This window comes from Pantoea sp. GD03673, from assembly GCF_029844725.1.
In the GTDB taxonomy this organism is placed as follows: Bacteria; Pseudomonadota; Gammaproteobacteria; order Enterobacterales; family Enterobacteriaceae; genus Pantoea.
Genome location: NZ_JAOCKJ010000002.1, coordinates 150,536 through 175,888, shown reverse-complemented (window position 1 = coordinate 175,888; position 25,353 = coordinate 150,536). Strand labels below are relative to the sequence as shown.

The 25,353-nt window shown below is 57.0% G+C and carries 22 protein-coding genes and 1 pseudogene; 12 read left to right on the top strand and 11 right to left on the bottom strand.

The window, feature by feature from the left end:
* The first annotated feature begins 57 nt into the window (after positions 1 to 57).
* The 3 genes and pseudogenes from rsuA to N5J69_RS04190 all read left to right on the top strand — a co-directional run bounded on the left by rsuA (position 58) and on the right by N5J69_RS04190 (position 2,634).
* On the top strand, positions 58 to 777 hold the full coding sequence (gene rsuA / locus N5J69_RS04200) for a 16S rRNA pseudouridine(516) synthase RsuA (protein ID WP_279768272.1): 720 nt from the start codon (positions 58 to 60) through the stop codon (positions 775 to 777).
* Positions 778 to 826: 49 nt separating this feature from the next.
* Positions 827 to 2,023 (top strand): annotated as a pseudogene (locus N5J69_RS04195) (Bcr/CflA family multidrug efflux MFS transporter).
* Positions 2,024 to 2,313: 290 nt separating this feature from the next.
* Complete coding sequence (locus N5J69_RS04190) at positions 2,314 to 2,634, top strand: hypothetical protein (RefSeq protein WP_279768271.1); 321 nt, start codon at positions 2,314 to 2,316, stop codon at positions 2,632 to 2,634.
* Here N5J69_RS04190 and yejF read toward each other — a convergent pair.
* The 9 genes from yejF to yeiP all read right to left on the bottom strand — a co-directional run bounded on the left by yejF (position 2,621) and on the right by yeiP (position 13,443).
* The gene (gene yejF, locus N5J69_RS04185) at positions 2,621 to 4,225 is read right to left on the bottom strand and encodes a microcin C ABC transporter ATP-binding protein YejF (protein WP_279768269.1); all 1,605 of its coding nucleotides are present in this window, start codon (positions 4,223 to 4,225) and stop codon (positions 2,621 to 2,623) included. The two genes, N5J69_RS04190 and yejF, sit on opposite strands and share 14 nt — an antisense overlap.
* On the bottom strand, positions 4,226 to 5,248 hold the full coding sequence (locus tag N5J69_RS04180) for a microcin C ABC transporter permease (protein ID WP_279768266.1): 1,023 nt from the start codon (positions 5,246 to 5,248) through the stop codon (positions 4,226 to 4,228).
* Complete coding sequence (locus tag N5J69_RS04175; protein WP_279768264.1) at positions 5,248 to 6,339, bottom strand: microcin C ABC transporter permease YejB; 1,092 nt, start codon at positions 6,337 to 6,339, stop codon at positions 5,248 to 5,250. Before N5J69_RS04175 ends, N5J69_RS04180 begins: the two co-directional genes overlap by 1 nt.
* 11 nt (positions 6,340 to 6,350) lie before the next feature.
* A complete protein-coding gene (locus N5J69_RS04170) occupies positions 6,351 to 8,159 on the bottom strand; it encodes an extracellular solute-binding protein (RefSeq protein ID WP_279768263.1) in 1,809 nt (602 codons plus the stop codon).
* A 42-nt stretch (positions 8,160 to 8,201) separates the two neighbouring features.
* Positions 8,202 to 9,764 carry a cyclic di-GMP phosphodiesterase gene (locus N5J69_RS04165; protein ID WP_279768262.1) on the bottom strand — a complete coding sequence of 521 codons (1,563 nt, stop codon included), beginning with the start codon at positions 9,762 to 9,764 and terminating at the stop codon, positions 8,202 to 8,204.
* Positions 9,765 to 9,986: 222 nt separating this feature from the next.
* The gene (gene mepS / locus N5J69_RS04160; RefSeq protein WP_279768260.1) at positions 9,987 to 10,562 is read right to left on the bottom strand and encodes a bifunctional murein DD-endopeptidase/murein LD-carboxypeptidase; all 576 of its coding nucleotides are present in this window, start codon (positions 10,560 to 10,562) and stop codon (positions 9,987 to 9,989) included.
* A gap of 513 nt (positions 10,563 to 11,075) precedes the next feature.
* Positions 11,076 to 11,783, bottom strand: coding sequence for a phosphatase PAP2 family protein (locus N5J69_RS04155; protein WP_279768257.1), 708 nt, complete (start codon positions 11,781 to 11,783; stop codon positions 11,076 to 11,078).
* Positions 11,784 to 11,826: 43 nt separating this feature from the next.
* Entirely contained in the window at positions 11,827 to 12,795 is a 969-nt protein-coding gene (locus N5J69_RS04150; protein WP_279768254.1) for a GTP-binding protein, read from the bottom strand.
* Between the two features lie 75 nt (positions 12,796 to 12,870).
* Entirely contained in the window at positions 12,871 to 13,443 is a 573-nt protein-coding gene (yeiP, locus tag N5J69_RS04145) for an elongation factor P-like protein YeiP (RefSeq protein ID WP_279768252.1), read from the bottom strand.
* Positions 13,444 to 13,606: 163 nt separating this feature from the next.
* Here yeiP and N5J69_RS04140 point away from each other — a divergent pair, with 163 nt between their 5' ends.
* The 4 genes from N5J69_RS04140 (at position 13,607) to fruA (ending at position 17,925) form a co-directional block, all read left to right on the top strand.
* Positions 13,607 to 13,861 (top strand): YkgJ family cysteine cluster protein, encoded by a 255-nt coding sequence (locus N5J69_RS04140; RefSeq protein WP_279768250.1) that lies wholly within the window; start codon positions 13,607 to 13,609, stop codon positions 13,859 to 13,861.
* A 272-nt stretch (positions 13,862 to 14,133) separates the two neighbouring features.
* Positions 14,134 to 15,264: a fused PTS fructose transporter subunit IIA/HPr protein gene (gene fruB / locus N5J69_RS04135; protein ID WP_279768247.1), complete on the top strand. Its 1,131-nt coding sequence runs from the start codon at positions 14,134 to 14,136 to the stop codon at positions 15,262 to 15,264.
* Positions 15,261 to 16,199 (top strand): 1-phosphofructokinase, encoded by a 939-nt coding sequence (gene fruK / locus N5J69_RS04130; RefSeq protein ID WP_279768244.1) that lies wholly within the window; start codon positions 15,261 to 15,263, stop codon positions 16,197 to 16,199. Before fruB ends, fruK begins: the two co-directional genes overlap by 4 nt.
* 16 nt (positions 16,200 to 16,215) lie before the next feature.
* On the top strand, positions 16,216 to 17,925 hold the full coding sequence (fruA, locus tag N5J69_RS04125) for a PTS fructose transporter subunit IIBC (protein WP_279768242.1): 1,710 nt from the start codon (positions 16,216 to 16,218) through the stop codon (positions 17,923 to 17,925).
* Between the two features lie 219 nt (positions 17,926 to 18,144).
* Here fruA and nfo read toward each other — a convergent pair whose 3' ends face one another.
* The gene (gene nfo, locus N5J69_RS04120) at positions 18,145 to 18,990 is read right to left on the bottom strand and encodes a deoxyribonuclease IV (protein ID WP_279768240.1); all 846 of its coding nucleotides are present in this window, start codon (positions 18,988 to 18,990) and stop codon (positions 18,145 to 18,147) included.
* Positions 18,991 to 19,041: 51 nt separating this feature from the next.
* On the bottom strand, positions 19,042 to 20,097 hold the full coding sequence (locus tag N5J69_RS04115; protein WP_279768237.1) for a YeiH family putative sulfate export transporter: 1,056 nt from the start codon (positions 20,095 to 20,097) through the stop codon (positions 19,042 to 19,044).
* Positions 20,098 to 20,203: 106 nt separating this feature from the next.
* Here N5J69_RS04115 and N5J69_RS04110 point away from each other — a divergent pair, with 106 nt between their 5' ends.
* From N5J69_RS04110 to N5J69_RS04090, 5 genes are all read left to right on the top strand, one after another.
* Positions 20,204 to 20,578: a YkvA family protein gene (locus N5J69_RS04110; RefSeq protein WP_279768236.1), complete on the top strand. Its 375-nt coding sequence runs from the start codon at positions 20,204 to 20,206 to the stop codon at positions 20,576 to 20,578.
* A gap of 9 nt (positions 20,579 to 20,587) precedes the next feature.
* Positions 20,588 to 21,454 (top strand): DNA-binding transcriptional regulator YeiE, encoded by an 867-nt coding sequence (yieE, locus tag N5J69_RS04105; protein WP_279768235.1) that lies wholly within the window; start codon positions 20,588 to 20,590, stop codon positions 21,452 to 21,454.
* A 116-nt stretch (positions 21,455 to 21,570) separates the two neighbouring features.
* The gene (locus N5J69_RS04100) at positions 21,571 to 23,037 is read left to right on the top strand and encodes an amino acid permease (RefSeq protein WP_279768234.1); all 1,467 of its coding nucleotides are present in this window, start codon (positions 21,571 to 21,573) and stop codon (positions 23,035 to 23,037) included.
* Between the two features lie 362 nt (positions 23,038 to 23,399).
* The gene (locus N5J69_RS04095) at positions 23,400 to 24,476 is read left to right on the top strand and encodes an iron ABC transporter permease (RefSeq protein ID WP_279768233.1); all 1,077 of its coding nucleotides are present in this window, start codon (positions 23,400 to 23,402) and stop codon (positions 24,474 to 24,476) included.
* Positions 24,476 to 25,264 (top strand): ABC transporter ATP-binding protein, encoded by a 789-nt coding sequence (locus tag N5J69_RS04090; protein ID WP_279768702.1) that lies wholly within the window; start codon positions 24,476 to 24,478, stop codon positions 25,262 to 25,264. The genes N5J69_RS04095 and N5J69_RS04090 overlap by 1 nt, the downstream gene beginning before the upstream one ends.
* Positions 25,265 to 25,353 lie beyond the last annotated feature (89 nt).

Here is a 25,353-nt window from a genome sequence, read left to right as displayed (position 1 = left end):
TCAACGGTTAACCAGGCCGTTTCAGATTCCCTCCGCAGTAACAGGCAAAACGAATTCATGCGACTCGACAAATTCATCTCTCAGCAACTGGAAATCAGCCGCGCCATCGCTCATCGCGAAATCCGCGGCCAGCGTGTCACCGTTAACGGGGAGATCGTGCGCGATACCGCGTTTAAACTGCTGCCCGACCACGAGGTCGCTTATGACGGCAACGTGCTGCAGATGCTCACCGGCCCACGCTACTTCATGCTGAATAAACCGCAGGGTTACGTCTGCTCAACCGACGATCCCGATCATCCCACCATCCTCTATTTCCTTGAAGAGCCGATGTCATTCAAACTGCACGCGGCGGGGCGTCTGGATATCGACACCACCGGGCTGGTGCTGATGACAGATGATGGTCAGTGGTCACACCGCATCACCTCGCCACGTCATCACTGCGAAAAAACCTACCGCGTCACCCTGGAGTCGCCCGTCAGCGATGAGACGGCCGCGCAGTTTACAGCGGGCGTGCAGCTGCACAATGAGAAGAGCCTGACCAAACCGGCACAGCTGGAGGTGATCACCCCCACAGAAGTGCTGCTGACCCTGAGCGAAGGCCGTTATCACCAGGTGAAACGGATGTTTGCGGCAGTGGGCAACCGCGTCATTGAGCTGCATCGCGAACGCATTGGCGACATCGTACTGGATGCCGATCTGGAACCGGGCGAATACCGTGCGCTGACGGAAGAAGAGATCGCCAGCATTGGCCTGCCAAAAGAGTTGCAGGCAAAATAACCGGGCGGGCCAGGCGGCCCGCGTCACGATTACAAGGACAGGAGAAGGTGTGCGTAAGGAAAAAAATTCACCAACAGGACTGGTGGTTATCCTCGGTCTGTTAGCCATGCTGATGCCATTGTCGATCGACATGTATCTGCCCGCTATGCCGCAGATTGCACGGGAATTTGGCGTTTCAGCCGGTAGCGTGCAGATGTCGCTCAACCTCTATATTCTTGGCTTCGCGATTGGTCAGCTGATTTATGGGCCACTGGCAGACAGTTACGGGCGTAAGCCGGTGATTACGCTCGGCACGCTGATCTTTGCCTGCGCCGCTGCCGCCTGCGCGATGTCGCAGACCATCGATCAGCTGATTACAATGCGCTTCCTGCATGGGCTTTCGGCTGCCGCAGCCAGCGTCGTGATCAATGCCTTAATGCGTGACAGTTACTCGAAAGAGGACTTTTCGCGCATGATGTCTTTTGTAATGCTGATTACCACCATTGCGCCACTGCTGGCCCCGATCATCGGTGGCTGGCTGCTGGTGCTCTGGAGCTGGCACGCTATCTTCTGGGCACTAGCGGGCGCGGCTTTGGTGACAACCGTGCTGGTGAGCACGCAGATCCGCGAAACCCTGAAGCCGGAGCTGCGACAGCGGTTTCATCTGCGCACTACGCTGGGCAACTTCGTGACGCTGTTTCGCCACAAACGGGCGTTCAGCTACATGCTGGCGAGCGGCTTCTCCTTTGCGGGCCTCTTTAGCTTTCTCAATGCCGGCCCCTTTGTTTACATCGAACTGAATCACGTTTCACCGCAAAATTTTGGCTATTACTTTGGCCTGAACGTGGTGTTTCTGTTTGTGCTGACGTTGATTAACAGCCGCGCCGTGCGCCGCTTTGGTCCGGTGGCGATGTTCCGGCTGGGCCTGCTGATACAGTTCTGCATGGGGATCTGGCTGCTGCTGGTCAGTGCTTTCAGCCTTGGCTTTTTACCGCTGGTGACAGGAATCGCGATGTTTATTGGCTGTGTGTCGATGGTCTCATCGAATGCCATGGCGGTGATCATGGATGAGTTTCCGCACATGGCCGGAACGGCCTCCTCTCTGGCGGGCACGCTGCGTTTTGGCGTCGGTGCCTGTGTGGGGGCGTTGCTGTCCCTGATGAGCTTTAACAGCGCCTAGCCTATGGTCGGCACTATCGCGCTCTGCGCAACAATTTCTCTGCTGCTCTTCTTCTACGCTTCACGTCCCCGCACTGCGTCCCGTTAATCGGGCGCAGTGGTTTCGCCGCGATGACCCGCAGTGATGCACATCTCACCGGTTTTGTTTCTTTCTTGTGAAAACTTTTAGTTAAAAAAGTAACCATAATGCGTCTAAAATGATTGTTAACGGCGTGTGAACGCGGTACATATAGGCTGAAGTGCGATGTAAGTCGCAAAAAATGCGCTTCTGCAATCCGCACGGACAGGGGGAATGCCTGTCCAGGCTCTGCGGGGATCACCCCGCTTTCAGCCGGGCAGATCGGTGTTGCGACATAAACTCATCGGGGAGAGTAACCTATGCTGCAACTTTCAATTGTGCATCGTCTGCCACAGCGTTTTCGCTGGGCCAGCGATCACCACAGTGCCATCGAATCCGATGACGCGGCGCTGGATGAGCAGGAGTTTGTAGCGCTGCGGCTGATCAGCCATGACGGCATTCCTGCGTGGGAGATCCTGCAGCAGCTGAAAGAGGTGCTGGCAGATATTCAGGTCGATTGCAAAGTTGCCGAGTGCGAAGGGCAGCCCTGTCTCTTTATTCAGCGTCGCGACGAAAGCGCCACTAACTGCTGCCTGAAAAATCAGGGCGTGGCGATTGCCGAGACCTTTATCGCAGGCTGAGTTGCGCCGACTGCAGCAGCTCGCGGGTATAAGCAGACGCGGGTGAAGCAAATAACCTTTCACACTCTCCCTGTTCCACCACTTCTCCCTGACGCAGCACAATAAGCTGGTGACACAGGGCGCGAACCACATCCAGATCGTGACTGATAAACAGATAACTGAGCTGCCGCTGCTGCTGTAAGCGGCGTAACAGCGTCAGAATCTGCTTCTGTACTGTGCGATCCAGCGAGGAGGTTGGTTCATCCAGTATCAGCAGCTCCGGTGCCAGAATCAGTGCCCGTGCGATGGCGATACGCTGTCGCTGACCGCCAGAAAATTCGGCCGGATAACGATGCCGGCTTTCCGCTTCCAGCCCCACTTCCTCCATCACCGCGATCACCCGCTGCACCTGTTGTGCGCGGCTAAGTTCGGGCTGATGCACCGCCAGACCTTCAGCAATGATCTGCTGGACCGTCATACGCGGATTCAGTGAAGAATTCGGGTCCTGAAACACCACCTGAATGCGCTGGCGTAGCGGTAACAACTGACGACGTGAAAGTGTGTGCAGCGGCTGGCCATCAAACCAGACTTCGCCACGCGAGGCAATCAGCCGCAGCAGCGCCAGTCCGGTGGTGCTTTTACCCGAGCCGGACTCACCCACCAGCCCCAGGCTTTCTCCGCGCCGCAGGCTGAAACTCAGCCCGGAAAGCACCTGTTTTTCACCAGTCTGCCGCCGGAACAGCCCGCGCCGCAGCGGAAAACTGACCTGAAGCTTCCCGACCCGCAGAATGACCGGGGCGTCCGGGGGCAGCGGCAGTGCTTTTCCGTCCGGCCCGGCGGCCAGCAACTGCTGGCTGTAAGGATGCTGCGGCTGGTTCAGCAGCGTCTGGCAGGCATTCTGCTCCACGATGTGACCACGGCGCATGACGCTGACATTATCTGCCAGCTGACGCACGATATTCAGGTTATGGGTGATAAACAGCATGCCCATATTCAGCTCCCGCTGCAGTTCACGAAGCAGCGTCAGTATCTGCGCCTGCACCGTCACATCCAGCGCGGTCGTCGGCTCATCGGCAATCAGCAGCTGCGGCTCGGTCAGCAGTGCCATGGCGATCATCACCCGCTGGCGCTCCCCGCCGGAAAGCTGGTGGGGGAAGTCGCCAAGCCGTGAGACGGGCTGGCGGATACCGACCCGGTCAAGCACGCTGATGATTTCCCCGCGAGCCGCCGGACGCCGCATCCCGCGATGCAACGACAGCACTTCATACAGCTGCTTCTCCACAGTATGCAGCGGATTAAGCGACACCATCGGCTCCTGAAAAATCATCGCGATCTGGTTGCCGCGAATTCCCCGCAGTCGCTGCTCGCGGGCGTGCAGCAGGTCTTCGCCGTTAAACAGAATCTCTCCGCTGGGATAAACCACCGCAGCTTCATGCAGCAGTCGCATGACCGACAGAGCGGTGACGCTTTTGCCGGAACCCGACTCCCCCACCAGCGCCCGCGTTTCCCCCGCGTCGATACGCAGTGAAACGTCATTTACCACCTGGCGAAGCTGGTCGCCCCGGCGAAAGGCGACGGAGAGATGATTGATGGCAAGCAGTGGCGTTGTCATTCAGGCTCCTTTGCCCGGATCAAAGGCGTCGCGCACCGCTTCGCCGATAAAAATCAGCAGCGAAAGCAGGATCGCCAGGGTGAAAAAGCCCGCCAGGCCCAGCCAGGGGGCCTGCAGGTTATTTTTGCCCTGCAGCAGTAATTCGCCCAGCGAGGGCGATCCCAGCGGCAGACCGAAGCCAAGAAAATCGAGTGAGGTGAGGGTGGTGATCGAACCGCACAAAATAAAAGGCAGAAAGGTCAGGGTCGCCACCATAGCGTTAGGCAGCATATGCCGAAGCATAATCCGGCCATCGCTGACGCCAAGCGCCTGCGCTGCGCGAATGTAGTCAAAGTTTCGGATACGCAGAAACTCGGCCCGGACCACACTCACCAGGCTCATCCAGCCGAATGCGACAGTGACCAGCAGCAGCCACCAGAAACCGGGCTGAATGACGCTGGAGAGAAGAATCAGCAGAAACAGCGCGGGCATACCGGACCAGACTTCAATCATCCGCTGTCCTGTCAGGTCAATCCTGCCGCCGAAATAGCCCTGCACAGCGCCGACCACAATCCCGATAACGCTGGAGAAAAGTGTCAGCAGCACGCCGAACAGCAGGGAGATGCGCGTGCCATAGAGCAGCCGTGCCATAACGTCGCCGCCGTTGGCATCCGTGCCGAGCCAGTTCTGTGCAGAGGGGGGAGAGGGGAAGGGCACCCTGGTGGCAAAATTAATGGTGCTGTCGTTGAACCGAATCGGAGCCCAGAGCGCCCAGCCATTCTCCTCAATCCGCTGCCGAAGCCAGGGATCCTGATAATCTGCGGCGGTCGCCAGTACGCCGCCATAGTCGGTTTCGCTGTAGTCAAACAGCAGCGGCACCGTCCAGCGCTGCTGGTAATGCACCAGCAGCGGCTTGTCATTGGCGATCAGTTCGGCGCACAGTGACAGCAGAAAAAGGGTCAGAAAGATCCACAGCGACCAGTAGCCGCGTCGGTTATGGCGAAACCGCTGCCAGCGCTGCTGATTCAGCAAAGAGAGAGGCATCAGCGGCCTCCGAAATCAATGCGGGGATCGACCAGCGTATAGGTCAGATCGCTGAGGAGATTCATCAGCAAACCTATCAGCGTAAAAATATAGAGTGTGCCGAACATCACCGGATAGTCACGCTGCAGCGTCGCGTCATAGCCAAGCAGGCCAAGTCCGTTAAGCGAGAACATGACCTCGATAAGCACCGAACTGGTAAAAAACATGCTGATAAAGGTGGCGGGGAAGCTGGCAATCACCAGCAGCATCGCATTGCGAAATACATGGTGATAAAGAATGCGACGCTCCGGCACCCCTTTAGCGCGTGCGGTCACCACATAGCATTGACGAATCTCATCCAGAAAAGCGTTTTTCGTCAGCATGGTCAGCGTGGCGAAGCCGCCAATCACCGTTGCCAGCACGGGCAGGGCGATATGCCAGAAGTAGTCCAGCACTTTGCCATACCAGGGCAGCGTGTCGTGCTGCGCAGAGGTGAGTCCGCGCAGCGGGAACCAGTCGAGATAACTGCCACCAGCGAACAGCACAATCAGCATGATGCCGAACAGAAAAGCCGGGATGGAGTAGCCAATGATGATAAAGGCGCTGCTCCAGACATCAAAGGCGCTGCCATCACGTACCGCTTTGCGGATCCCCAGTGGAATCGACACCAGATAGATGATCAGCGTGCTCCATAATCCCAGGCTGATCGAGACCGGGAGGCTCTCCTTAATCAGCCCGATCACCGAGGCGCTGCGGAACAGGCTGTCGCCAAAATCGAAACGCAGGTAGTTCCACAGCATCTCGCCGTAGCGCTGCCAGAGCGGTTTATCGAAGCCGTAACGCTGTTTAATCTCCGCAATCACTTCGGGGTCCAGCCCGCGAGCGCCACGGTACTGATTATCGGCAGGATTAAGATGGCTGACGCGGGCGCGTGAACCGGCACTCTCCGCACCGCTGCCGGGCAAACCGGTTGTCTGACCAAACTCAATATTTGCCAGCGCCTGATCGACCGGGCCGCCGGGTGCAATTTGCACGATAAAAAAGTTAAGCGTGATGATCGCCCACAGCGTCGGGATAATCAGCAGCAATCTGCGCATAAAGTAAGCGGCCAACGATGATCTCCTTAGCGTTTGCTGGCCGGGAGGCGTCCGGCTTTGGTTGTGTCGTACCACCAGTTTTCCAGCCCGCTACTGTAGGCAGGCTTGCGGGCCGGGTGAGAAAACTTATCCCAGTACGCCAGCCGCTGTTCAGCGTTGTACCACATCGGGATCATATACGCATTCCACAGCAGCACCCGATCCAGCGCCTGTGCCAGCGGCCGCAGCGCCGTGGGATCACCCTGATGCGCCACAATCTGTTTCACGACGTCATCCACCACGGGATCTTTTACCCGAGCGGTATTCCACGATGAGTTGATGTATTCCGACTGCCATAAGGACTGCAGACTGGACGTCGGGATCGGCATCGCCCCATAAACGGTGGGAATCATGTCATAGTCGCCTTCACGCCAGCGCCGCAGGTACTGCGAGCTGTCGATCTGCCGCAGGTTCAGCGTAATGCCGAGCCGCGCAAGATTGTGCTGAAACGGTAACGCCCATTCGGTACTGGTGCCAGCGCGCAGCAGCAGTTCGACCGTGAATGGCTGACCGGTTTTATCGCTGACCAGTCGGCGGTTTTTGATCTGCCAGCCCGCCTGCTTCAGCAGGTCAAATGCTTTTAGCAGGCTGGCCCGGTCATAGCCGCTGCCATCGGTTTTATGGGGCAGGTAAGGCTGACTGAACAGCTCAGGCGGCAGCTGGGCGCGCCAGGGGTCAAGCAGGGCCAGCTGTTCTGCATCCGGCACGCCGTGTGCAGCATACTCTGTGTTCTGGAAATAGCTGCTGGCACGTTGCCAGGCACCGTAATAAAGCGCTTTATTCATCCACCCGAAATCGAACATCAGTGAAAAAGCCTGACGCACGCGGCGATCGTGGAACAGCGGTTTTTCATTGTTGAATGCCAGCCAGCGGGTATCGATAGCGGCATCGTTGGGCGTGGTTTCTTTCACGATGCTGCCATCGTCGAAGTTGCGGCCGCGATACTGTGTGGCCCACTTCTTCGCCGACGTCTCTTCACGCCAGTCGTAAGCCCCCGCCTTAAAGGCTTCGAATGCCACATTGTCATCCAGATAGTAGTCATAGCGCATGCGATCAAAATTAAAACGTCCGCGATTCACCGGCAGATCGGCAGCCCAGTAATCTTTCACCCGGCTGAACTCAATAAACTGGCCCAGCTTCCAGCGGGTGATGCGGTAAGGTCCGCTCGACAACGGCGGTGCGCTTAGCGGCTCGTTAAACTTTTTATCTTTCCAGAACGCCTCCGGGATAACCGGCAACGTCAGTAAACCAAGCAGCAGATCTTTATCCGGTTTCTGCGCCTCGATGCGGACGGTGAGATCGTTCAGCGCCCTGACGGTCACGCCACGGTAGGCGACGCGGAACTGGGGGACGCCCTCGGTCATGAACGTCTGAAAGGTAAAGGCCACGTCATGGGCGGTGACTGGCGTGCCATCATGAAAGCGGGCGCGGGGATTCAGGCGAACGTCAATCCAGCTAAAATCGCTGGCGTAACGGGCTGATTCAGCTATCAGCGGATAATAACTGCCCGGTTCATCGTCTGAGCTGGTGTAAAGGCCGTCATAAAGCGTGCCGGTGCTGATGCCGGGATTGCCGCGTGAGGCGTAGCGGTTGAAGTTATCGTAAGTGCCCGTTACCGCCAGGGTAATGCTGCCGCCTTTCGGCGCGTGAGGATCGGCGTAATCGTAATGGCTGAAGCCAGGCGGATATTTCGCTTCACCGGTCTGAGTGAATGCGAAGGTTTGCAGGACCGTGGCAGCCAGCAGCGGGGCGCTGAGCAGGCTGCAAAGCAGCAGAAGTCCTAAGCGAAACAGCATACGCTCTCCTGGTAAATGTCCGGCACGATCTGCGCCAGAAAGTCAGGCGTTATGACGCCGGAAATAGTCTATCAGCGTTTCCGGCCGCAGCGGACGGCTGAAAATGTAACCCTGCAAGTGGGTCACGCCGCGATGTATCAGCCAGGCTGCCTGTTCGCCGGTTTCCACCCCTTCTGCCACACTTTTCAGATTCAGCTTTTTGGCCAGCTGCAGCACGGTATCCAGCACCGGGGAGGTCAGGGTTTCTGTGCCGATGCTCTGTACAAATCCCCGATCGATTTTCAGGTAATCAAACGCGTAACGTTCCAGATAGATGAGTGCGCTGTGGCCGGTGCCAAAGTCGTCAATGGCGATATTGATGTGCTGCTGATGCAGCCAGTCAAACAGTTCTCCGACATTTTCGTCGCGCACCATGGCCCGCTCGGTGATCTCAAACACGTAATTAAAGTGAGACGCAGGCATGGTATCAAGCCATTGCAGCACATCCTGCCGGAAACCGCTGTCAGCCAGATGCAGAGGCGATATGTTGAGACTCAGGCAGGCGTGACGGGGAATGGTATGGCAGAGCTGGTGTGCATCACGGGAAACCAGCTGAAACAGATGCCGGGTCAGGGGAATAATCAGGTTTTGCGACTCAGCATACTGAATAAAAACATCCGGCGGGATCGGGCCTTCAGTCGGGTGAGTCCAGCGCAGTAATGCTTCCATCCCGTAAGGCTGCCCATCGTGGGAGGTGACCAGCGGCTGATATTCAACATGAAACTCGCCGCGCTTCATGGCCCGAATCAGTTCTTTACCCGGGCGCTGATAAACGGACAACAGCAGCCAGCAGCCGCCCGAAACCAGCAGTGACAGCAGCAGGCTGATCAGCAGGATATTCTGATAATCGCTGAACACCAGCACAGAGCCGAACAACATAAACTGCAGCGGATAGCCTGTCAGCGCCCGCTGATACAGCGGCAGCGGCAGGTTTGTATTCTTCATCACGCCTGGCTGCCAGCTCGTTAAGGCACTCTGCTGTGCCATCAGCGCCATACCGGTAATTTCCGGATGCCCGGAGAGCTGCAGCTGGTAGGGGGCCAGGCTGATATTGAGCGTCGTGAAGACACCTGACTGCTGGTTGCCAGGATTTTTAATCCACAGCCCCAGCGCCGGTTTATTTGGCTGAAGCGGCGTGCCAGACATCAGCTGCAAATCGATATCGCGTGAGATATCACTCGCAGGTGCAATCACACTGATGGGCAGACTAAAACTGCCGGTGGCCGAAGAGCAAAAAGCGCTGCCGTCATTAACCAGCAGAATGGCGCGAATGTTACCGGCAAACGCAGCGCGGGAAGTCAGTTCACGATTAATGGTATGGCAGGCAGTGTGGGTAAACGGAAGCAGGGGACTGAGTGTACTGTTAACCAGAGTGGAAAGCGTTTGTTGTAAGGCGGTGCGGCTGTTCTCCAGCAGTTGCTGATGCTGTCGTTCACGCTTCTGCCAGGTCTGGTGCAGTGACAGTGCGGCAAACAGAAGAAAGAATAAGCCACCGGCCATCGCGCTACTCCATGCGATTCGGCGAGGATAGGTGGCATGGCGCCGTAGCGCCCCCGACAGTGGCATGAGGAACGTCCCCTGATCAAATTATTATTATGTTATTGCACACGACTGCTTCGGTTTAAGCGACCGAGAATATAACGAGTGCGTCCGAAATGTCTCGTTATTAATCTGAAATACAATGCATTTATCTTACAGGAAGGCTGCCGTCAGGGATAAGGCACGAAAAAAAACGCTGCATAAGCAGCGTTTCATGTTCTCTGGCTGAGAGAAGATCGAAGGTGATAATCAGGTCGGGTTACGACTTAATACACGGCGTCCTTCACGGTAACGCTTTTTCCAGTAGTCATCATTGAGACTGGAGATCATCACGCCACTGCTGGTAGACGCATGAACGAAGTTGTCGTTACCCAGATAAATACCAACATGACGGCCCGTTGAACCTGCACGGAACATCACCAGATCGCCAGGACGCAGTTTACTGCGGGTAATCTCTTTGCCGGTGTCCTGCTGCTCAGACGTCGAGCGCGGTAATTCTAAGCCAAACTGATCGCGGAAGGTGCGTTGTACAAAGGCGGAACAATCGATCCCGCGTTTGGTATCGCCACCGAGGCGATAGCGCACACCTTTCCAGACGGCGTATTGTTCCATGATGCGCGACTTAACGTCGACATTACGCACCATTTCTTCAAACTCATCCTGAGACGCCTGAAGTAAAAAACCATTCTGGTTGTTAACTTCATGATTCTCGTTATTCGCGTTTTGACTGCTATGGGTACTGCTACAAGCTGAGAGGAGTGTTGCCAGCGCCAGTGCGGGCACGATCCGCAAGATATATCTCAGTATTGGTTGAGACTTGACCATTATTCGGGTTTTCCTTCGATTTCCTTACGACAAAATTGTCGCCAGCCAGATGACAAAACAGGGAGATTAATAAGCGAAACAGACTAAGACAAACCCTTAATGACTAAAATGTGTTAATGGACACATTTTAACGGTAAAAAATCCGAATTTTCTGCCGCTGTAGCCTCACTGCGACTGAGGTTAACTGATTACAGACGCCGTGGCGAGTGCTTTTAATCAATTTCACATAGGTTTTTTTGATGTGAAATCAATCCGTAACACACTGACTACTTTAGCAACAATTGTGGCGAAATGATGATGGGAACAGGCAGTGAAAGGGGCGTCAATTCGGGGCATAGCCGCTGTTTCTGGCATTGTCTTTATTCGCTGAGGGTGTTGATTGCTATTTAACCAGCCAGCAAGGTCATAACGTTTTCTTTTCGTAAATTTAATTAGCAGCCTAATAGTGATGGGGTGTTTTTTATAAGCGCGGACGGTTAAGACCGGGGCGATTAAATCGTCCGCGCTTAACATTTACCTCACGGGCTTATATTTACCCGGCAATTTGCGATAAAACCAGTCAACCAGTACGTCACTGGCGGGGGTTAATAGCCACCAGCTCAAACCCACTAATATCACTGACAATGATCCGACGGCAATATCGGTAAACCAGTGCGCACCGGCCATGATGCGCGGCAGTGAAAATATCACCACAATCGCGGTGGCAATTAAAAAGCGGCTGAAACCGAAATAACGCCACATAAAGCAGGCGAAGATAATCAGCATCATTCCGTGATCGCCAGGGAAGCTGTCTTTCGAGGCGTCTTTAGCCGGGATCCCGGTCAGTTCACTGACGCGATGCACATTCTCAAAGAACAGCGTCGGACTGGAATGTTTCACCGGCAACAGATGGCCCAGCTGATTAAGCACCACGGCGGTCAGCAGCATGGTGATGCCGATAGCCAGCATCCGGCGTCGCGCCGGTGGCGTTTCGCGCCGCCAGATCGACAGATACAGCAGCCCCATCGCCAGCAGTGACACCGCATCGAAACCCCGGAAATTGGTGATGGCGACGATCAGCGCGAACAGCGGATGGATCACCATCTGATTATTGAAGCCGAAGAACACCGATTTATCGATGCCGAACCAGAACCCATGTTCAGGCGGCAGGTACCACGAAAGAAAGAGCACTACGCCCAGTGCATTAAGCAGCAGGATAGTAATAAGGCGGGTTGCGCGCATAATCAAAACTCGTTTAAAAAAATAACCGCCGACAATACCTGTCTTAGCGTAAACGGCACTTCAACAATGCCGATTGTAGCCGATTCCAGTCAGCCTGCTGAGAATGAATGATCTCAATGCGGCTATCGGGTGGCGGCGTGATGAGCGTGTCACTCTGCAGCTCTTTTGCCTGGCAGTTAATACGCATCGTGCCTTCTGGCGTGCGCACTACACCTTTAATCCGATCAACCGCGGCCTGCCGGACCCATTCCAGCAGCGCGCCACTGTCGAACAGCGTATCAGCATCAAACAGCCAGCCACAGGCACTGTAACCCTGGCCGTGGTTCAGCGCCCGACGCCAGCATGCCCCGCCATCCAGTCGTAACGCCGCCAGACCGCTGGTGGGGGCTGAGGGATGATGGTGATGTGGTTCAGAAATTTCACGGGGCTGATACGGCATATCCAGCAGGGAAAGGGGGATCTGACCAAACTCTGTTTCGGTCAGGGGACGCGGAGGCTGCATCTGTTGCTGCCAGTCGGCCAGGCGCTGACGATCCGCCTGATCCCAGCAGTCACGCTTATTGGCGACAATAATATCGGCGGCAGCGAGCTGATCACGGAAGTTTTCATTGCTCACGATGCGGGGATCGGCCAGCTGACGCGCATCCAGCAGCGTCAGGGTGGCATTCAGTTGCAGCCACGCCTGATAAACGGGTGCGCTCAGCATTTGCAACACCTGGCGCGGATGGCCCAGGCCGGTGGGCTCAATCAGCAGCCGATCGGGCTTGCTCTTCAGCAGCCTATTCAGCCCGACCTGCATCGGCAGGCCATTAACGCAGCAGAGACAGCCGCCGGGGATCTCTTTCAGCGTGGCACCGCGATCGGCCAGCAGAGCCCCGTCGATCCCGATTTCGCCAAATTCGTTAACCAGCACCGCCCACTTCTCTCCGGCGGGCCTGGCTGCCAGAAGGTGGCAGAGCAGCGTGGTTTTGCCGCTGCCCAGAAAACCGGTAATCAGATTAACGCGTGTCATGGGACCGACTCCTGTCAGAGAATAGCGTGATAATGTAATAATATAACATTATCACGACAGGCATCAGATTTGTGATTAGTCTGCGCGGCCCATGTAGCGGCGTTCAGCGATATGAATACGGATGCGATCACCGTTGCTCAGGTATTCCGGGACCTGGATGGAGAGGCCTGTGCTCATGCCAGCCGGTTTGGTGCGGGCGCTGGCGGACGCCCCTTTAATGCCAGGAGAGGTATCCACGATTTCCATATCGACGGTTTGTGGCAGCTCCAGTGCCAGCACCTGACCTTCCATTGTCAGCACGTGAATGCCGGGGATGCCGCCTTCAGGGATAAACAGCAGCTCATCTTCGATCTGCGCCTGTTTAAAGGAGTAAGGGGTGTAATCCTCGTCATCCATGAAGATGTATTCGTCACCGTCTATATAAGAGAAGGTCACGCTGCGGCGGCTGAGCGAAATCGCATCAATAATTTCGTCGCCTTTGAAGCGCTCTTCAACTTTTAAACCGGTGCGGACGTCGGTGAAGCGCATTTTATACAGGGTGGCGGCACCCCGTGCGCTGGGGCTCTGGACATCAATATCCTTAACCAGCAGCAGCTTACCGTTGTGCGTGACGGCCATCCCTTTTTTGATTTCGTTGGCTTTTGGCATTGCTGTTCTCGCTATCTTGAAAGTGAAGTGCGCGCAACGTTACTCGCGCCGGTGAAAACTGGCAATATCGCGGGTGCGAAATTTTGTGTCAGGCCGCGGCTTTCATGGTAATTAGCGCGGTGGACTGCTATTGTCGCCGCGACTTTCTCTGCCGGAGCACAGCATGCAATGCCGTAGCCAGTGCGGTGCCTGTTGCACGGCACCTTCTATCTCATCGCCAATTCCTGGCATGCCTGACGGCAAGCCCGCTAACACGCCCTGCGTCCAGCTTGATGACACACTGCGCTGCAAACTGTTTGGCTCACCTTTGCGTCCTGCCGTCTGTGCAGGCCTGCAACCCACACACAGCATGTGCGGCCACTCACGCGACCAGGCGATGACCTATCTGCTGCAACTCGAAGCGGATACCGCACCCTGAGGCGCTGACGCGGCTGACGTTTCAGGTCCACCGTTCCTCGCGTTACAGCAACCGCGTCAGCCTGTTCATCCGTTTGTTCCCTTAACCTCCCCGAAATGTGCGTAACATCAAAAATCTGCTACGCCGTTTGCGCATTTTCTTGCCTGGCGATAGCAGCTGTACCACAATCCCTGAAACGTTTCAGCGGTGACTGCGCCACCTGTTTTCAACAGCATGGCATGAAAACTTTCCCACTGGCTGAAACGATTCAATCTCAGCAAGCGAGGAGAATTATGTTCCAGCTCGAATTGCAGGCCATCCATACCGGAGCCAGCGCCCAGAATAAAGAAGAGGCCATTCGTCAGGTTGCTGCTGCGTTAACCGCTGCGGGCAATGTGACTGAAGGGTACGTCAACGGCATGCTGGCGCGCGAACAGCAGACCTCCACCTTCCTTGGCAACGGCATCGCAATCCCTCATGGCACCACCGATACCCGCGATCTGGTACTGAAAACCGGTGTTCAGGTGTTTCAGTTCCCGCAGGGCATTGCCTGGGGTGACGATCAGACAGCCTATGTCGCCATCGGGATTGCCGCGAAGTCAGATGAACATCTGGCGCTGCTGCGTCAGCTGACGCACGTTCTGAGCGATGACACCATCGCCGAGCAGCTTAAAACCGCCTCTGCTGAAGATCTTCGTGCGTTGCTGATGGGCGAGAAACAAGCCGCTGAATTCAGCTTCGACACCTCATTAATTACGCTGAACGTAGCCGCAAGCGATCTGATCACCCTGCAGGCGATGAACGCCGGTCGGCTGCAGTCCGCGGGCGTGGCCGATGCCAGCTACGTCGCAGACGTGGTTTCAACGACGCCGCTGAATCTCGGTCAGGGCATCTGGCTCAGCGACAGCAGCCTCGGCAACCTGCGCAGCGGCATTGCCATCAGCCGTGCTGAACATGCTTTCGACCATAAGGGCGAACAGGCTGCACTGTTAATCAGCGTGTCGGCGACCGATGAGCGTCCGCTGGAAGTGCTGGGTTACCTCAGCGCGTTGCTGCAGCAGGGCAAAGCCGATCGTCTGCTGAAAGCGGATGCGGCAGGCGTCTACGCACTGCTGACCAGCGAAGTCGATGAACAGGCTGAGGTGCTGACCGCTGAATACACCATCCGTAATGAGCATGGCCTGCACGCCCGTCCTGGCACTGCGCTGGTCAGCGTGATTAAGCAATTCAACAGTGACATCACCGTCACTAACCTCGACGGTAGCGGCAAACCTGCCAACGGCCGCAGCCTGATGAAAGTGGTTGCGCTGGGCGTGAAGAAAGGCCATCGCCTGCGCTTCACCGCCAGTGGTGATGATGCGCAGCAGGCGCTGAACGCGATTGAAGAAGCGATCACCAGCGGTCTGGGTGAGGGGGCATCATGAGCAGACGTGTCGCCACCATTACGCTGAATCCGGCGTATGACCTGGTGGGATATACCCCTGACATTGAGCGCGGCGAAGTGAATCTGGTGAAAACCACCGGGCTGCATGCCGCGGGCAAGGGCATCAACGTCGCAAAAGTCCTGAAAGATCTCGGCATCGATGTCACCGTTGGTGGCTTCCTGGGTAAAGAGAATCAGGACGGCTTTCAGCAGCTCTTCAGCGAGCTGGGCATTGCTAACCGTTTCCAGGTGGTGCCGGGGCGTACCCGCATCAACGTGAAACTCACTGAACAGACCGGGGACGTTACCGATCTGAATTTCTCCGGTTTTCAGGTAACGGGTCAGGACTGGGATCGTTTTACCACCGACTCGCTGACCTGGCTTGGCCAGTTCGATATGGTCTGCGTCAGTGGCAGCCTGCCGGAAGGTGTCGATCACGATGCCTTTACCCGCTGGATGACCGAACTGCGTACCCATTGCCCCTGCATCATCTTTGACAGCAGCCGCGAGGCGCTGGTGGCAGGACTGAAAGCCGCACCGTGGCTGGTTAAACCTAACCGTCGCGAGCTGGAAATCTGGGCCGGTCGCAAACTGCCAACGCTGCAGGATGTGATTGGTGCCGCACACGAACTGCGCGAGCAGGGCATTGCCCACGTGGTGATTTCGCTGGGCGCTGAAGGCGCACTGTGGGTCAACGCGTCTGGCGAATGGATTGCTAAACCGCCGGTGTGTGAAGTCGTCAGCACCGTGGGAGCAGGCGACTCGATGGTTGGCGGCCTGATCTATGGCCTGCTGATGCGTGAATCCAGCGAACACACGCTGCGTCTTGCCACTGCCGTGGCGGCGATGGCCGTCAGCCAGAGCAATGTTGGCGTTTCCGATCGTACCCAGTTGGCCGCAATGATGGCGCGCGTCGACTTACAACCCGTTAACTGACAGCAGGAGAGCGATAATGAAAACGCTGCTGATAAAAGACCCCGTACTGGGACTGGCTTCCGCTTATATGGCGCAACAACGTCTGGCTGCGGCCGCTGCTGCTGCGGGCCTGACCCTGACTGAAAACCCTGCTGACGCTGAACTGGCGATCGTGCTGGGCAAACACGTGCCCGACGATGCGGCACTGAACGGCAAAGCGGTCTGGCTGGGCGATGTCCAGCTGGCGATACGCGAGCCGGAAACTTTTCTGAATCGCGCAAAAGCGGAAGCCAAAACCTGGCAGGCTCCGGCTGCGGTGGCAACACCTGCAGGCGCACCTTCTGCGCCGGCTCAGGCTGGCGCACAGAAACGCGTGGTTGCCGTTACCGCCTGTCCGACCGGTGTGGCGCACACCTTTATGGCTGCCGAAGCTATTCAGGCCGAAGCGACCCGTCGCGGCTGGTGGGTGAAAGTTGAAACCCGCGGTTCAGTGGGTGCCGGTAATGCGATTACCCCGGAAGAAGTCGCTGCCGCTGATCTGGTGATCGTTGCAGCAGATATTGAAGTCGATCTGGCGAAATTTGCCGGTAAGCCGATGTACCGCACCTCAACCGGTCTGGCGCTGAAGAAAACCGCGCAGGAACTGGATAAAGCGGTGGCAGAAGCGAAGCCCTATAAAGCGGCTGCGGCTGGTCAGAGCAATGCCAGCGAAGAAGAGAAGAAAGGGGGAGCCGGGGCTTATCGTCACCTGCTGACCGGTGTTTCTTACATGCTGCCGATGGTGGTCGCGGGTGGTCTGAGCATCGCGCTGTCGTTCGCCTTTGGTATCACCGCCTTTAAAGAGCAGGGCACACTGGCCGCTGCGCTGATGCAAATCGGTGGGGGTAGCGCCTTTGCCCTGATGGTTCCGGTGCTGGCGGGCTTTATCGCCTTCTCCATCGCTGACCGTCCGGGTCTGACCCCAGGTCTGATTGGCGGTATGATCGCCACCAGCATTAACGCGGGCTTCTTAGGCGGTATCATCGCAGGCTTTATTGCCGGTTATGCGGCGAAGCTGATCAGCGGCAAAGTTAAACTGCCGCAGAGTATGGAAGCGCTGAAACCGATTCTGATTATTCCGCTGTTTGCCAGCCTGATCACCGGCCTGCTGATGATCTACGTGGTAGGTAAACCGGTTGCTGGCATCATGAATGGTCTGACGCACTGGCTGGCTAACATGGGGACGGCGAATGCGGTCCTGCTGGGTGCGATTCTGGGCGGCATGATGTGTACCGATATGGGCGGACCGGTGAACAAAGTCGCTTACGCGTTTGGCGTCGGTTTACTGAGTTCACAGACGTATGCTCCGATGGCCGCCATCATGGCTGCCGGTATGGTGCCACCGCTGGCGATGGGTCTGGCCACGCTGGTTGCCCGTCGTAAATTCAACAAAGGTCAGCAGGAAGGCGGCAAAGCGGCGCTGGTTCTGGGGCTCTGCTTCATCTCGGAAGGGGCGATTCCGTTTGCTGCCCGTGACCCGATGCGTGTTCTGCCGTGCTGTATCGTCGGCGGCGCGGTGACCGGTGCGATCTCAATGGCGATTGGTGCAAAACTGATGGCGCCGCACGGTGGACTGTTTGTACTGCTGATCCCTGGCGCAATCACACCGGTTATTGGTTATCTGATGGCGATTATCATCGGCACCGCGATTGCAGGTCTGAGCTATGCGGTTCTGAAACGTCCTGAAGAGCAGCTTGCGAAAGCCTGATTAGCGATAGCAGCGTTTGCTGAAGTGAAAAAACAGGGAGCCAGATGGCTCCCTGTTTACTTTTTCAGACGGCGAGTAAGCCTGAAGCGAGGGGAGCATACGCCTGGAGTAAAGCATCGCGGGCCAGGGATGGCGTTTTTTTGCGTCTTTACGGAAGGCGGATGCTCCCTGAACCCGCGTTCGATCTAAACGAAAAGGGAGCCATCTGGCTCCCTTTTACTATCCCTGCTGTTCGGCTTTCAGCCAGGCAATCTCATCTTTCCAGATATCGGGATTAATGGTTTCCAGAATCAGCGGAATGCCATCAAATCTTGGATCTTTCATCAGCCAGCTAAACGCGGTTTTGCCGATATTCCCTTCACCCAGGCTGTGATGGCGGTCAACGCGACTGTCGAAGGCACTTTTAGCATCGTTCAGGTGCATGCCGCGCAGATAAGTAAAGCCAACAATGCGCTCAAACTCGGCAAAGGTCGCTTCACAGTCGGCTTCAGTTCGCAGGTCATACCCCCCGGCAAACGCATGACAGGTATCAATGCAGACGCCGACGCGCGACTTATCCTCAACATGCTCAATGATGGTGGCGAGATGCTCGAAGCGGAATCCCAGGTTACTGCCCTGGCCCGCGGTATTCTCAATCACGGCGGTCACGTTCTGGCTCTGGTCGAGGGCAATGTTGATCGACTCTGCAATCCGCTTCAGGCAGGCTTCCTCGTCAATCTGATGCAGATGGCTGCCAGGATGGAAATTCAGCAAAGTCAGGCCGAGCTGGTCAGCACGTCGCAATTCATCAATAAAAGCTGCCCGGGATTTTTCCAGCGCTTCCTCGACCGGATGACCGAGGTTAATCAGAAAACTGTCGTGCGGCAGAATTTGCTGCGGACTGAATTTGTACGTCTCGCAGGCGGCGCGAAAAGCATCAATCACCTCAGTGGAGAGCGGGGCGGCCTTCCACTGACGCTGATTTTTAGTAAAGAGCGCGAAGGCGGTGGCTTCTATTTCATGGGCGCGGATCACGGCCTGATCCACGCCACCTGCCGCACTCACGTGTGCGCCAATATATTTCATGCCTTTCTCCTGGGGCTATGCACGGATGAAACGGCATGATACCCGATGCCGCTAGCCCATGAAATGTTGCACCAGCAGATTGAGGGTGCCGCCGCCTGCAATCAGCCAGACAAACACCAGCGCCCCCAGCAGCAGCGGTTTAACGCCTGCCTCACGCAGCGCGCCAAAACGGGTGGTTAAACCCAGCGCGGCCATCGCCATCGCCAGCAGCAGACCCGCCAGCTCGTTAAGCGTGGCCACCACCGTTGCAGGCAGCAGCTGCAGGGAGTTAAACAGTGCAACGGCAATAAACAGCAGGGCGAACCAGGGAAACGTCACCGGCTGACGCGCTTTGCTGCCGTTGCGTTTGCCGCGTAACACCGCACTCAGGCAGAGCAGAAACGGGGCCAGCATCATCACCCGCAGCATTTTGGCAATCACTGCGCTATTCTCAGCCTCCGGGCTGATGCTGTGTCCGGCAGCCACGACCTGCGCCACTTCATGAATGGTAGAGCCGGTGAAAACCCCAAACTGTGCCGCACTCAGACCCGGAAACAGGTGATGCGCCAGCGGCCAGAGCAGCGGGTAGATAAAGATCGCCAGCGTGCCGAACAGCACCACGGTCGCGATAGCCACCGCGACTTTTGACGACGCGGCTTTTACCACCGGCTCGGTCGCCAGCACGGCCGCAGCCCCGCAGATACTGCTGCCCGCACCGATCAGCCAGACGGTATCGCGATCCAGCTTCAGCAGCCGGATACCCAGCAGGCAGGTCACAAAAAAGGTGCTGCTGAGCGTCAGTGCATCAATCAGGATGCCACTGAAACCCACATCGGCGATCTGTTGTAAGGTAATGCGAAAGCCAAACAGAATGATCCCCAGCCGCAACAGCTTCTGTTTCGCCAGGACGACCCCGCTGTCACAGCGTGACGCGAGCGGCGTATAGACGCTATTGCCGACCACAATACCCAGCATAATCGCCAGAGTCAGGGACCCCAGCCCCAGCGTGGCGATGGCTGGCTGCTGCGCCAGCCACCTTGCTGCCCCGGCAATCGCGGCGGTCAGCAACAGGCCAGGGAACCAGAGCGCAGCGGGATGATGCGTTTTAGCGATGCTCAGTTCAGTCATGGTCGTCACTCCTCGTGGTGGAGTCATGATCATGCGGGCGACTGGCTTAAAAGTGAAATTGATAATATATTTATAATCAACCAGAATAAACGATAAGGCAGCACTCATGATAGTTTCGCGTCTGCGCCGCTGGGCGACGCTGATCAAACGAGATTTCCTGGTACTGTGGTTCGCCTTTCGCGATCCGCGCACGCCCTGGTGGAACAAGCTGGGGATGCTGGGGCTGGTCGCCTACGGTGTCAGCCCGATCGATCTCATCCCGGATGTGATCCCCTTTGTGGGGCTGCTGGATGACGCGGTGATCATTCCCACGGGCGTTATGATCCTGCTGCGTCTGCTGCCGCGAGAGGTACGCATCAGCAGCAGCGAGCGGGCGCAGTTACAGCGTTCGCGCGGCAAAAAGATTGCAGGCTGGCTGGTCGCGATCGGGCTGATCTGGCTGGCACTGATCATTTACCTTGTCAGGCATTCACTGAGCTAAGAGGCGACGATGCACATTACGCTGCGGCAAATCGAAGTGTTCACCGAAGTGCTCAAGAGCGGTTCCACCACCCAGGCGTCGCAACTGCTGGCGCTGTCGCAGTCGGCGGTCAGCGCGGCGCTGGCCGATCTGGAAAATCAGCTCGGCGTGCAGCTGTTTGATCGCGTCGGCAAGCGGCTGGTGCTGAATGAGCACGGGCGGCTGCTCTATCCGCGTGCGGTCGGACTGCTGGAGCAGGCGGGCGAAATTGAACAGCTGTTTAAAGAGGATAACGGTGCCATCCGCATCTTCGCCAGCAGCACCATTGGTAACTATCTGCTGCCGGGCATGATGGCGGCTTACCGGCGTGATTTCCCCGGTCTGCCGCTGGAGCTGAGCGTCGGCAACAGTCAGGATGTGATTCAGGCGGTCTCCGATTTTCGCGTGGATGTGGGGCTGATTGAAGGGCCATGTCACATGACTGAGCTGGTCAGCGAGCCCTGGCTGGAAGATGAGCTGGTGGTGTTTGCCGCACCTGATGCCGCCATCCTGCAACAGCCGGTGACGCTGAAAACGCTGGCGGAAGCGCCGTGGATCCTGCGTGAGCGCGGCTCCGGCACCCGTGACATCGTCGATTATCTGCTGCTGTCACACCTGCCAAGTTTTCAGCTGGGCATGGAACTGGGCAATTCCGAAGCCATCAAGCATGCGGTGCGGCACGGCATGGGCATCAGTTGCCTGTCACGTCGGGTAATTGAAGATTTGCTGGAGGCGGGCACGCTGGCAGAACTGACGATTCCCTTGCCGCGCCTCACCCGCACGCTCTATCGCATTCATCACCGGCAGAAGCATGTTTCAAGGGCACTGACACGCTTTTTATCGTATTGCCGCGAGTGATTGCTAATAATCCGGGCGCGATCATGAACTTAACTAATAACAGCATGGCATCGCTATACAGAGGCGGTCTGGCTGCTACAATCGCGCCTCATTTTTACCCGGTGTAGCGTTAACACATGCATAATGACTCAAAAACAACACAACAACCTGCATTACGACGTGCGCTAAAAGCCCGTCATCTGACGATGATCGCCATTGGCGGCTCCATTGGTACTGGCCTGTTTGTCGCCTCCGGCGCAACCATTGCCCAGGCTGGCCCCGGCGGGGCATTGCTCTCCTACATGCTGATCGGCCTGATGGTTTATTTCCTGATGACCAGCCTCGGCGAACTGGCCGCCTTCATGCCCGTGTCGGGCTCCTTCGCCACCTACGGCGCAAAATATGTCGAAGAGGGCTTTGGTTTCGCACTCGGCTGGAACTACTGGTACAACTGGGCGGTGACCATCGCCGTTGACCTGGTGGCGTCACAACTGGTGATGACCTACTGGTTCCCCGACACGCCAGGCTGGATCTGGAGCGCACTGTTCCTGGGCCTGATATTCCTGCTCAATTACATCTCCGTAAAAGGCTTTGGTGAGGCGGAATACTGGTTCTCGCTGATTAAAGTGGCCACCGTGATTATCTTTATCATCGTGGGTGTGCTGATGATCACCGGCATTATGCGCGGTGCCGAGCATGCGGGCTGGCATAACTGGCAGGTTGGCGATGCGCCTTTTGCCGGCGGTTTTGCGGCAATGATTGGCGTGGCGATGATTGTGGGATTCTCCTTCCAGGGCACCGAGCTGATCGGTATCGCGGCGGGCGAATCTGAAGATCCGGCAAAAAATATCCCGCGTGCGGTGCGGCAGATTTTCTGGCGTATTCTGCTTTTTTATGTGTTTGCGATTCTTATTATCAGCCTGATTCTGCCGTACACCGATCCGCAGCTACTGCATAACAACATCGACGATATCAGCGTCAGCCCGTTCACCCTGGTGTTCCAAAATGCCGGTCTGCTCTCTGCGGCAGCGGTGATGAATGCGGTGATCCTGACGGCCGTGCTGTCAGCCGGTAACTCCGGTATGTACGCCTCAACGCGCATGTTGTACAACCTGGCCTGCGAAGGTAAAGCACCACGCATTTTCGCTAAGCTCTCGCAGGGCGGCGTTCCGCGTAATGCCTTGTGGGCAACCACCGTGGTCGCAGGGCTGTGCTTCCTGACCTCAAAATTTGGTAATCAGGAGGTGTATCTGTGGCTGCTGAACACCTCAGGGATGACCGGTTTTATTGCCTGGCTGGGCATTGCCATCAGTCACTACCGTTTCCGTCGCGGCTATGTTGCTCAGGGACGTGACCTGAACGATCTGCCATACCGTTCCGGCTTCTTCCCGCTGGGTCCGATTTTTGCCTTTGTGCTCTGCCTGATCATCACGCTGGGTCAGAACTATCAGGCCTTCCTCAACGACACCATCGACTGGTACGGCGTGGCGGCAACCTATATTGGTCTTCCGCTGTTCCTGATCATCTGGTTCGGCTACAGGCTGACACGCGGCAGCCGTTTCGTGAAGTACAGCGAGATGGAATTTCCGGCGCACAAAGATTAGCTCTTTGCGCTGACTCCTGGGCACGGTGCCTGCCGCAGTTCTGGCAGGCCGCAGGAATCGTGAAGCGATGGGAGCCTGTGCCTGTAGCAAAGCATAGCGGGCCAGGGACAAAAACGCCACGCGTTGGCCCGGCAACGGGCGCACCTCATGGACGAGGTGCGTAATCGCCCGCGCTGAGCCCGCCAAAGATGGCGGGTTTTGCGTCTTTGCGAAAGGCGCAGGCTCCCTGAGCCATTCTCCCGCCTGCAACACCGTTTTTTACCCTTTTTTCACGTCTCGCTTACCTTCACAAATTGATAATTATTATCACCTGCACTATTGTGGCTGCGTTTTCTGACGTGATAGCCACACAGGGTTCAAACATGACTACCGAAACTTCGCTGCTGGCGGGGGAAGAGACGCTTCACCACACCATGCAAAACTACCACCAGGTGCTGCGCCGCCGTCTGATCTGGATTGGCGTATTACTGATGGCAATTGTTGCTTCGCTGATCCTCGACTTCACGCTGGGTCCGGCCGGACTCTCTCTTGAAACGCTGTGGAATACGCTGCTCAGCCCTGACAGCGTGGATGCCGGCACCCGCGTTATTGTCTGGGATATTCGTCTGCCCTATGCGCTGATGGCGCTGGTGGTCGGGCTGTCGCTGGGCCTGGCAGGGGCAGAAATGCAGACCATCCTGAACAACCCGCTGGCCAGCCCGTTTACGCTTGGCGTCTCCTCGGCGGCGGCGTTTGGTGCCGCGCTGGCGATCATCCTCGGCGTGGGGATTCCTGGCATTCCTGACCAATGGTTAATCTCTGCCAACGCCTTTGTCTTTGCGCTGTTCGCCGCGCTGATGCTGGATGCCGTGACGCGCTGGACGCAGGTCTCATCAGCAGGCGTGGTGCTGTTCGGTATTGCACTGGTCTTTACCTTTAATGCGCTGGTCTCGATGATGCAGTTCATCGCCAGCGAAGACACCCTGCAGGGCCTGGTGTTCTGGACGATGGGCAGTCTGGCCCGCGCCTCCTGGGAGAAGCTGGGCGTACTGAGTGTGGCCCTGGCCATCCTGGTGCCGTTTTCAATGATGAGCAGCTGGAAGCTGACGGCGCTGCGTCTGGGCGAAGACCGTGCGGTGAGTTTTGGTATTGATGTGCGTCGTCTGCGCCTCACCACGCTGCTGCGCATCAGTATTCTTTCAGCGCTGGCCGTGGCGTTTGTCGGCCCAATCGGTTTCATCGGTCTGGTCGCGCCCCATATTGCCCGCATGATGTTTGGTGAAGATCACCGCTTCTATCTGCCAGCCAGTGCGCTGGTGGGCGCGCTGGTTCTGTCGCTGGCGTCGGTGGCCTCGAAAAATCTGATCCCCGGCGTCATCATTCCGGTTGGCATTGTTACCTCACTGATTGGCGTGCCGTTCTTCCTGAGTATTATTCTGCGTCATCGGGGGACAGTGTGATGGAACAGGGTCTGACGTTACGCGGCTTCAGTGCCGGTTACCCCAAACATAAAGTGATTGAGAATCTCAACGTAGCGCCGCTGCCGCGTGGGGAGATCACCGTGCTGCTGGGCCCCAACGGCTGCGGCAAATCAACGCTGCTGCGGGCGCTGGCCGGACTGAACAAAGGGCAGGGCGAAATGTGGCTCAACGGCGAGGATCTCATGACCCAGCCGTTTGCCCGCCGGGCGAAGAACGTGGTTTATCTGCCGCAGTCGCTGCCTGCGGGCGTGCACCTGCATGTGCTGGAGTCGATTATCGTCGCGCAGCGCGCCTCCGGCGGGTTGCACAGCGCCAGCAGCGAAGCGGAAATCATGCATCTGCTGGAGCAGCTCGGCATTGCCCATCTGGCGATGCGCTACCTCGATCAGCTCTCCGGCGGACAGAAACAGCTGGTCGGGCTGGCACAGTCACTGATCCGCCGTCCGGCATTGCTGTTACTGGATGAGCCGCTGAGTGCGCTGGATCTTAATTATCAATTCCACGTGATGGATCTGGTGCGGCGCGAAACCGCCCAGCGCAACATCGTGACGGTGGTGGTGGTGCATGACATTAATATTGCACTGCGTCATGCGCAGCACGCGCTGATGCTGAAGCAGGGCACGCTGGTGGCGGAGGGGCAACCGGATAAGGTTATTACGCCTGCTACCCTGGCGAAGGTCTATGGCGTTAATGGCCGTATCGAACACTGCTCACGCGGCATTCCGCAGGTGATGATCGACGGGCTGACCGGACCGGCACTGGTCTGATAGCAAGGCGGGAAGGCGTCCAGTGACAGGAAGGGGGCTGGCTCTGCGACAACGGTCCCGCCTGCACAGCAGGCAGAAACGTTCAGGGC

Bases quoted from the DNA above. Each gene is read 5' to 3' on its own strand.
- N5J69_RS04150 (WP_279768254.1), bottom strand. From the start codon at position 12,795: ATGACACGCGTTAATCTGATTACCGGTTTTCTGGGCAGCGGCAAAACC.
- N5J69_RS04180 (WP_279768266.1), bottom strand. From the start codon at position 5,248: ATGCCTCTCTCTTTGCTGAATCAGCAGCGCTGGCAGCGGTTTCGCCAT.
- N5J69_RS04090 (WP_279768702.1), top strand. From the start codon at position 24,476: ATGGAACAGGGTCTGACGTTACGCGGCTTCAGTGCCGGTTACCCCAAA.
- yejF (WP_279768269.1), bottom strand. From the start codon at position 4,225: ATGACAACGCCACTGCTTGCCATCAATCATCTCTCCGTCGCCTTTCGC.
- N5J69_RS04155 (WP_279768257.1), bottom strand. From the start codon at position 11,783: ATGCGCGCAACCCGCCTTATTACTATCCTGCTGCTTAATGCACTGGGC.
- N5J69_RS04165 (WP_279768262.1), bottom strand. From the start codon at position 9,764: ATGCCACTGTCGGGGGCGCTACGGCGCCATGCCACCTATCCTCGCCGA.
- N5J69_RS04170 (WP_279768263.1), bottom strand. From the start codon at position 8,159: ATGCTGTTTCGCTTAGGACTTCTGCTGCTTTGCAGCCTGCTCAGCGCC.
- fruK (WP_279768244.1), top strand. From the start codon at position 15,261: ATGAGCAGACGTGTCGCCACCATTACGCTGAATCCGGCGTATGACCTG.
- N5J69_RS04190 (WP_279768271.1), top strand. From the start codon at position 2,314: ATGCTGCAACTTTCAATTGTGCATCGTCTGCCACAGCGTTTTCGCTGG.
- fruB (WP_279768247.1), top strand. From the start codon at position 14,134: ATGTTCCAGCTCGAATTGCAGGCCATCCATACCGGAGCCAGCGCCCAG.
- N5J69_RS04095 (WP_279768233.1), top strand. From the start codon at position 23,400: ATGACTACCGAAACTTCGCTGCTGGCGGGGGAAGAGACGCTTCACCAC.
- nfo (WP_279768240.1), bottom strand. From the start codon at position 18,990: ATGAAATATATTGGCGCACACGTGAGTGCGGCAGGTGGCGTGGATCAG.
- N5J69_RS04115 (WP_279768237.1), bottom strand. From the start codon at position 20,097: ATGACTGAACTGAGCATCGCTAAAACGCATCATCCCGCTGCGCTCTGG.
- N5J69_RS04100 (WP_279768234.1), top strand. From the start codon at position 21,571: ATGCATAATGACTCAAAAACAACACAACAACCTGCATTACGACGTGCG.
- rsuA (WP_279768272.1), top strand. From the start codon at position 58: ATGCGACTCGACAAATTCATCTCTCAGCAACTGGAAATCAGCCGCGCC.
- N5J69_RS04140 (WP_279768250.1), top strand. From the start codon at position 13,607: ATGCAATGCCGTAGCCAGTGCGGTGCCTGTTGCACGGCACCTTCTATC.
- mepS (WP_279768260.1), bottom strand. From the start codon at position 10,562: ATGGTCAAGTCTCAACCAATACTGAGATATATCTTGCGGATCGTGCCC.
- yeiP (WP_279768252.1), bottom strand. From the start codon at position 13,443: ATGCCAAAAGCCAACGAAATCAAAAAAGGGATGGCCGTCACGCACAAC.
- fruA (WP_279768242.1), top strand. From the start codon at position 16,216: ATGAAAACGCTGCTGATAAAAGACCCCGTACTGGGACTGGCTTCCGCT.
- yieE (WP_279768235.1), top strand. From the start codon at position 20,588: ATGCACATTACGCTGCGGCAAATCGAAGTGTTCACCGAAGTGCTCAAG.
- N5J69_RS04110 (WP_279768236.1), top strand. From the start codon at position 20,204: ATGATAGTTTCGCGTCTGCGCCGCTGGGCGACGCTGATCAAACGAGAT.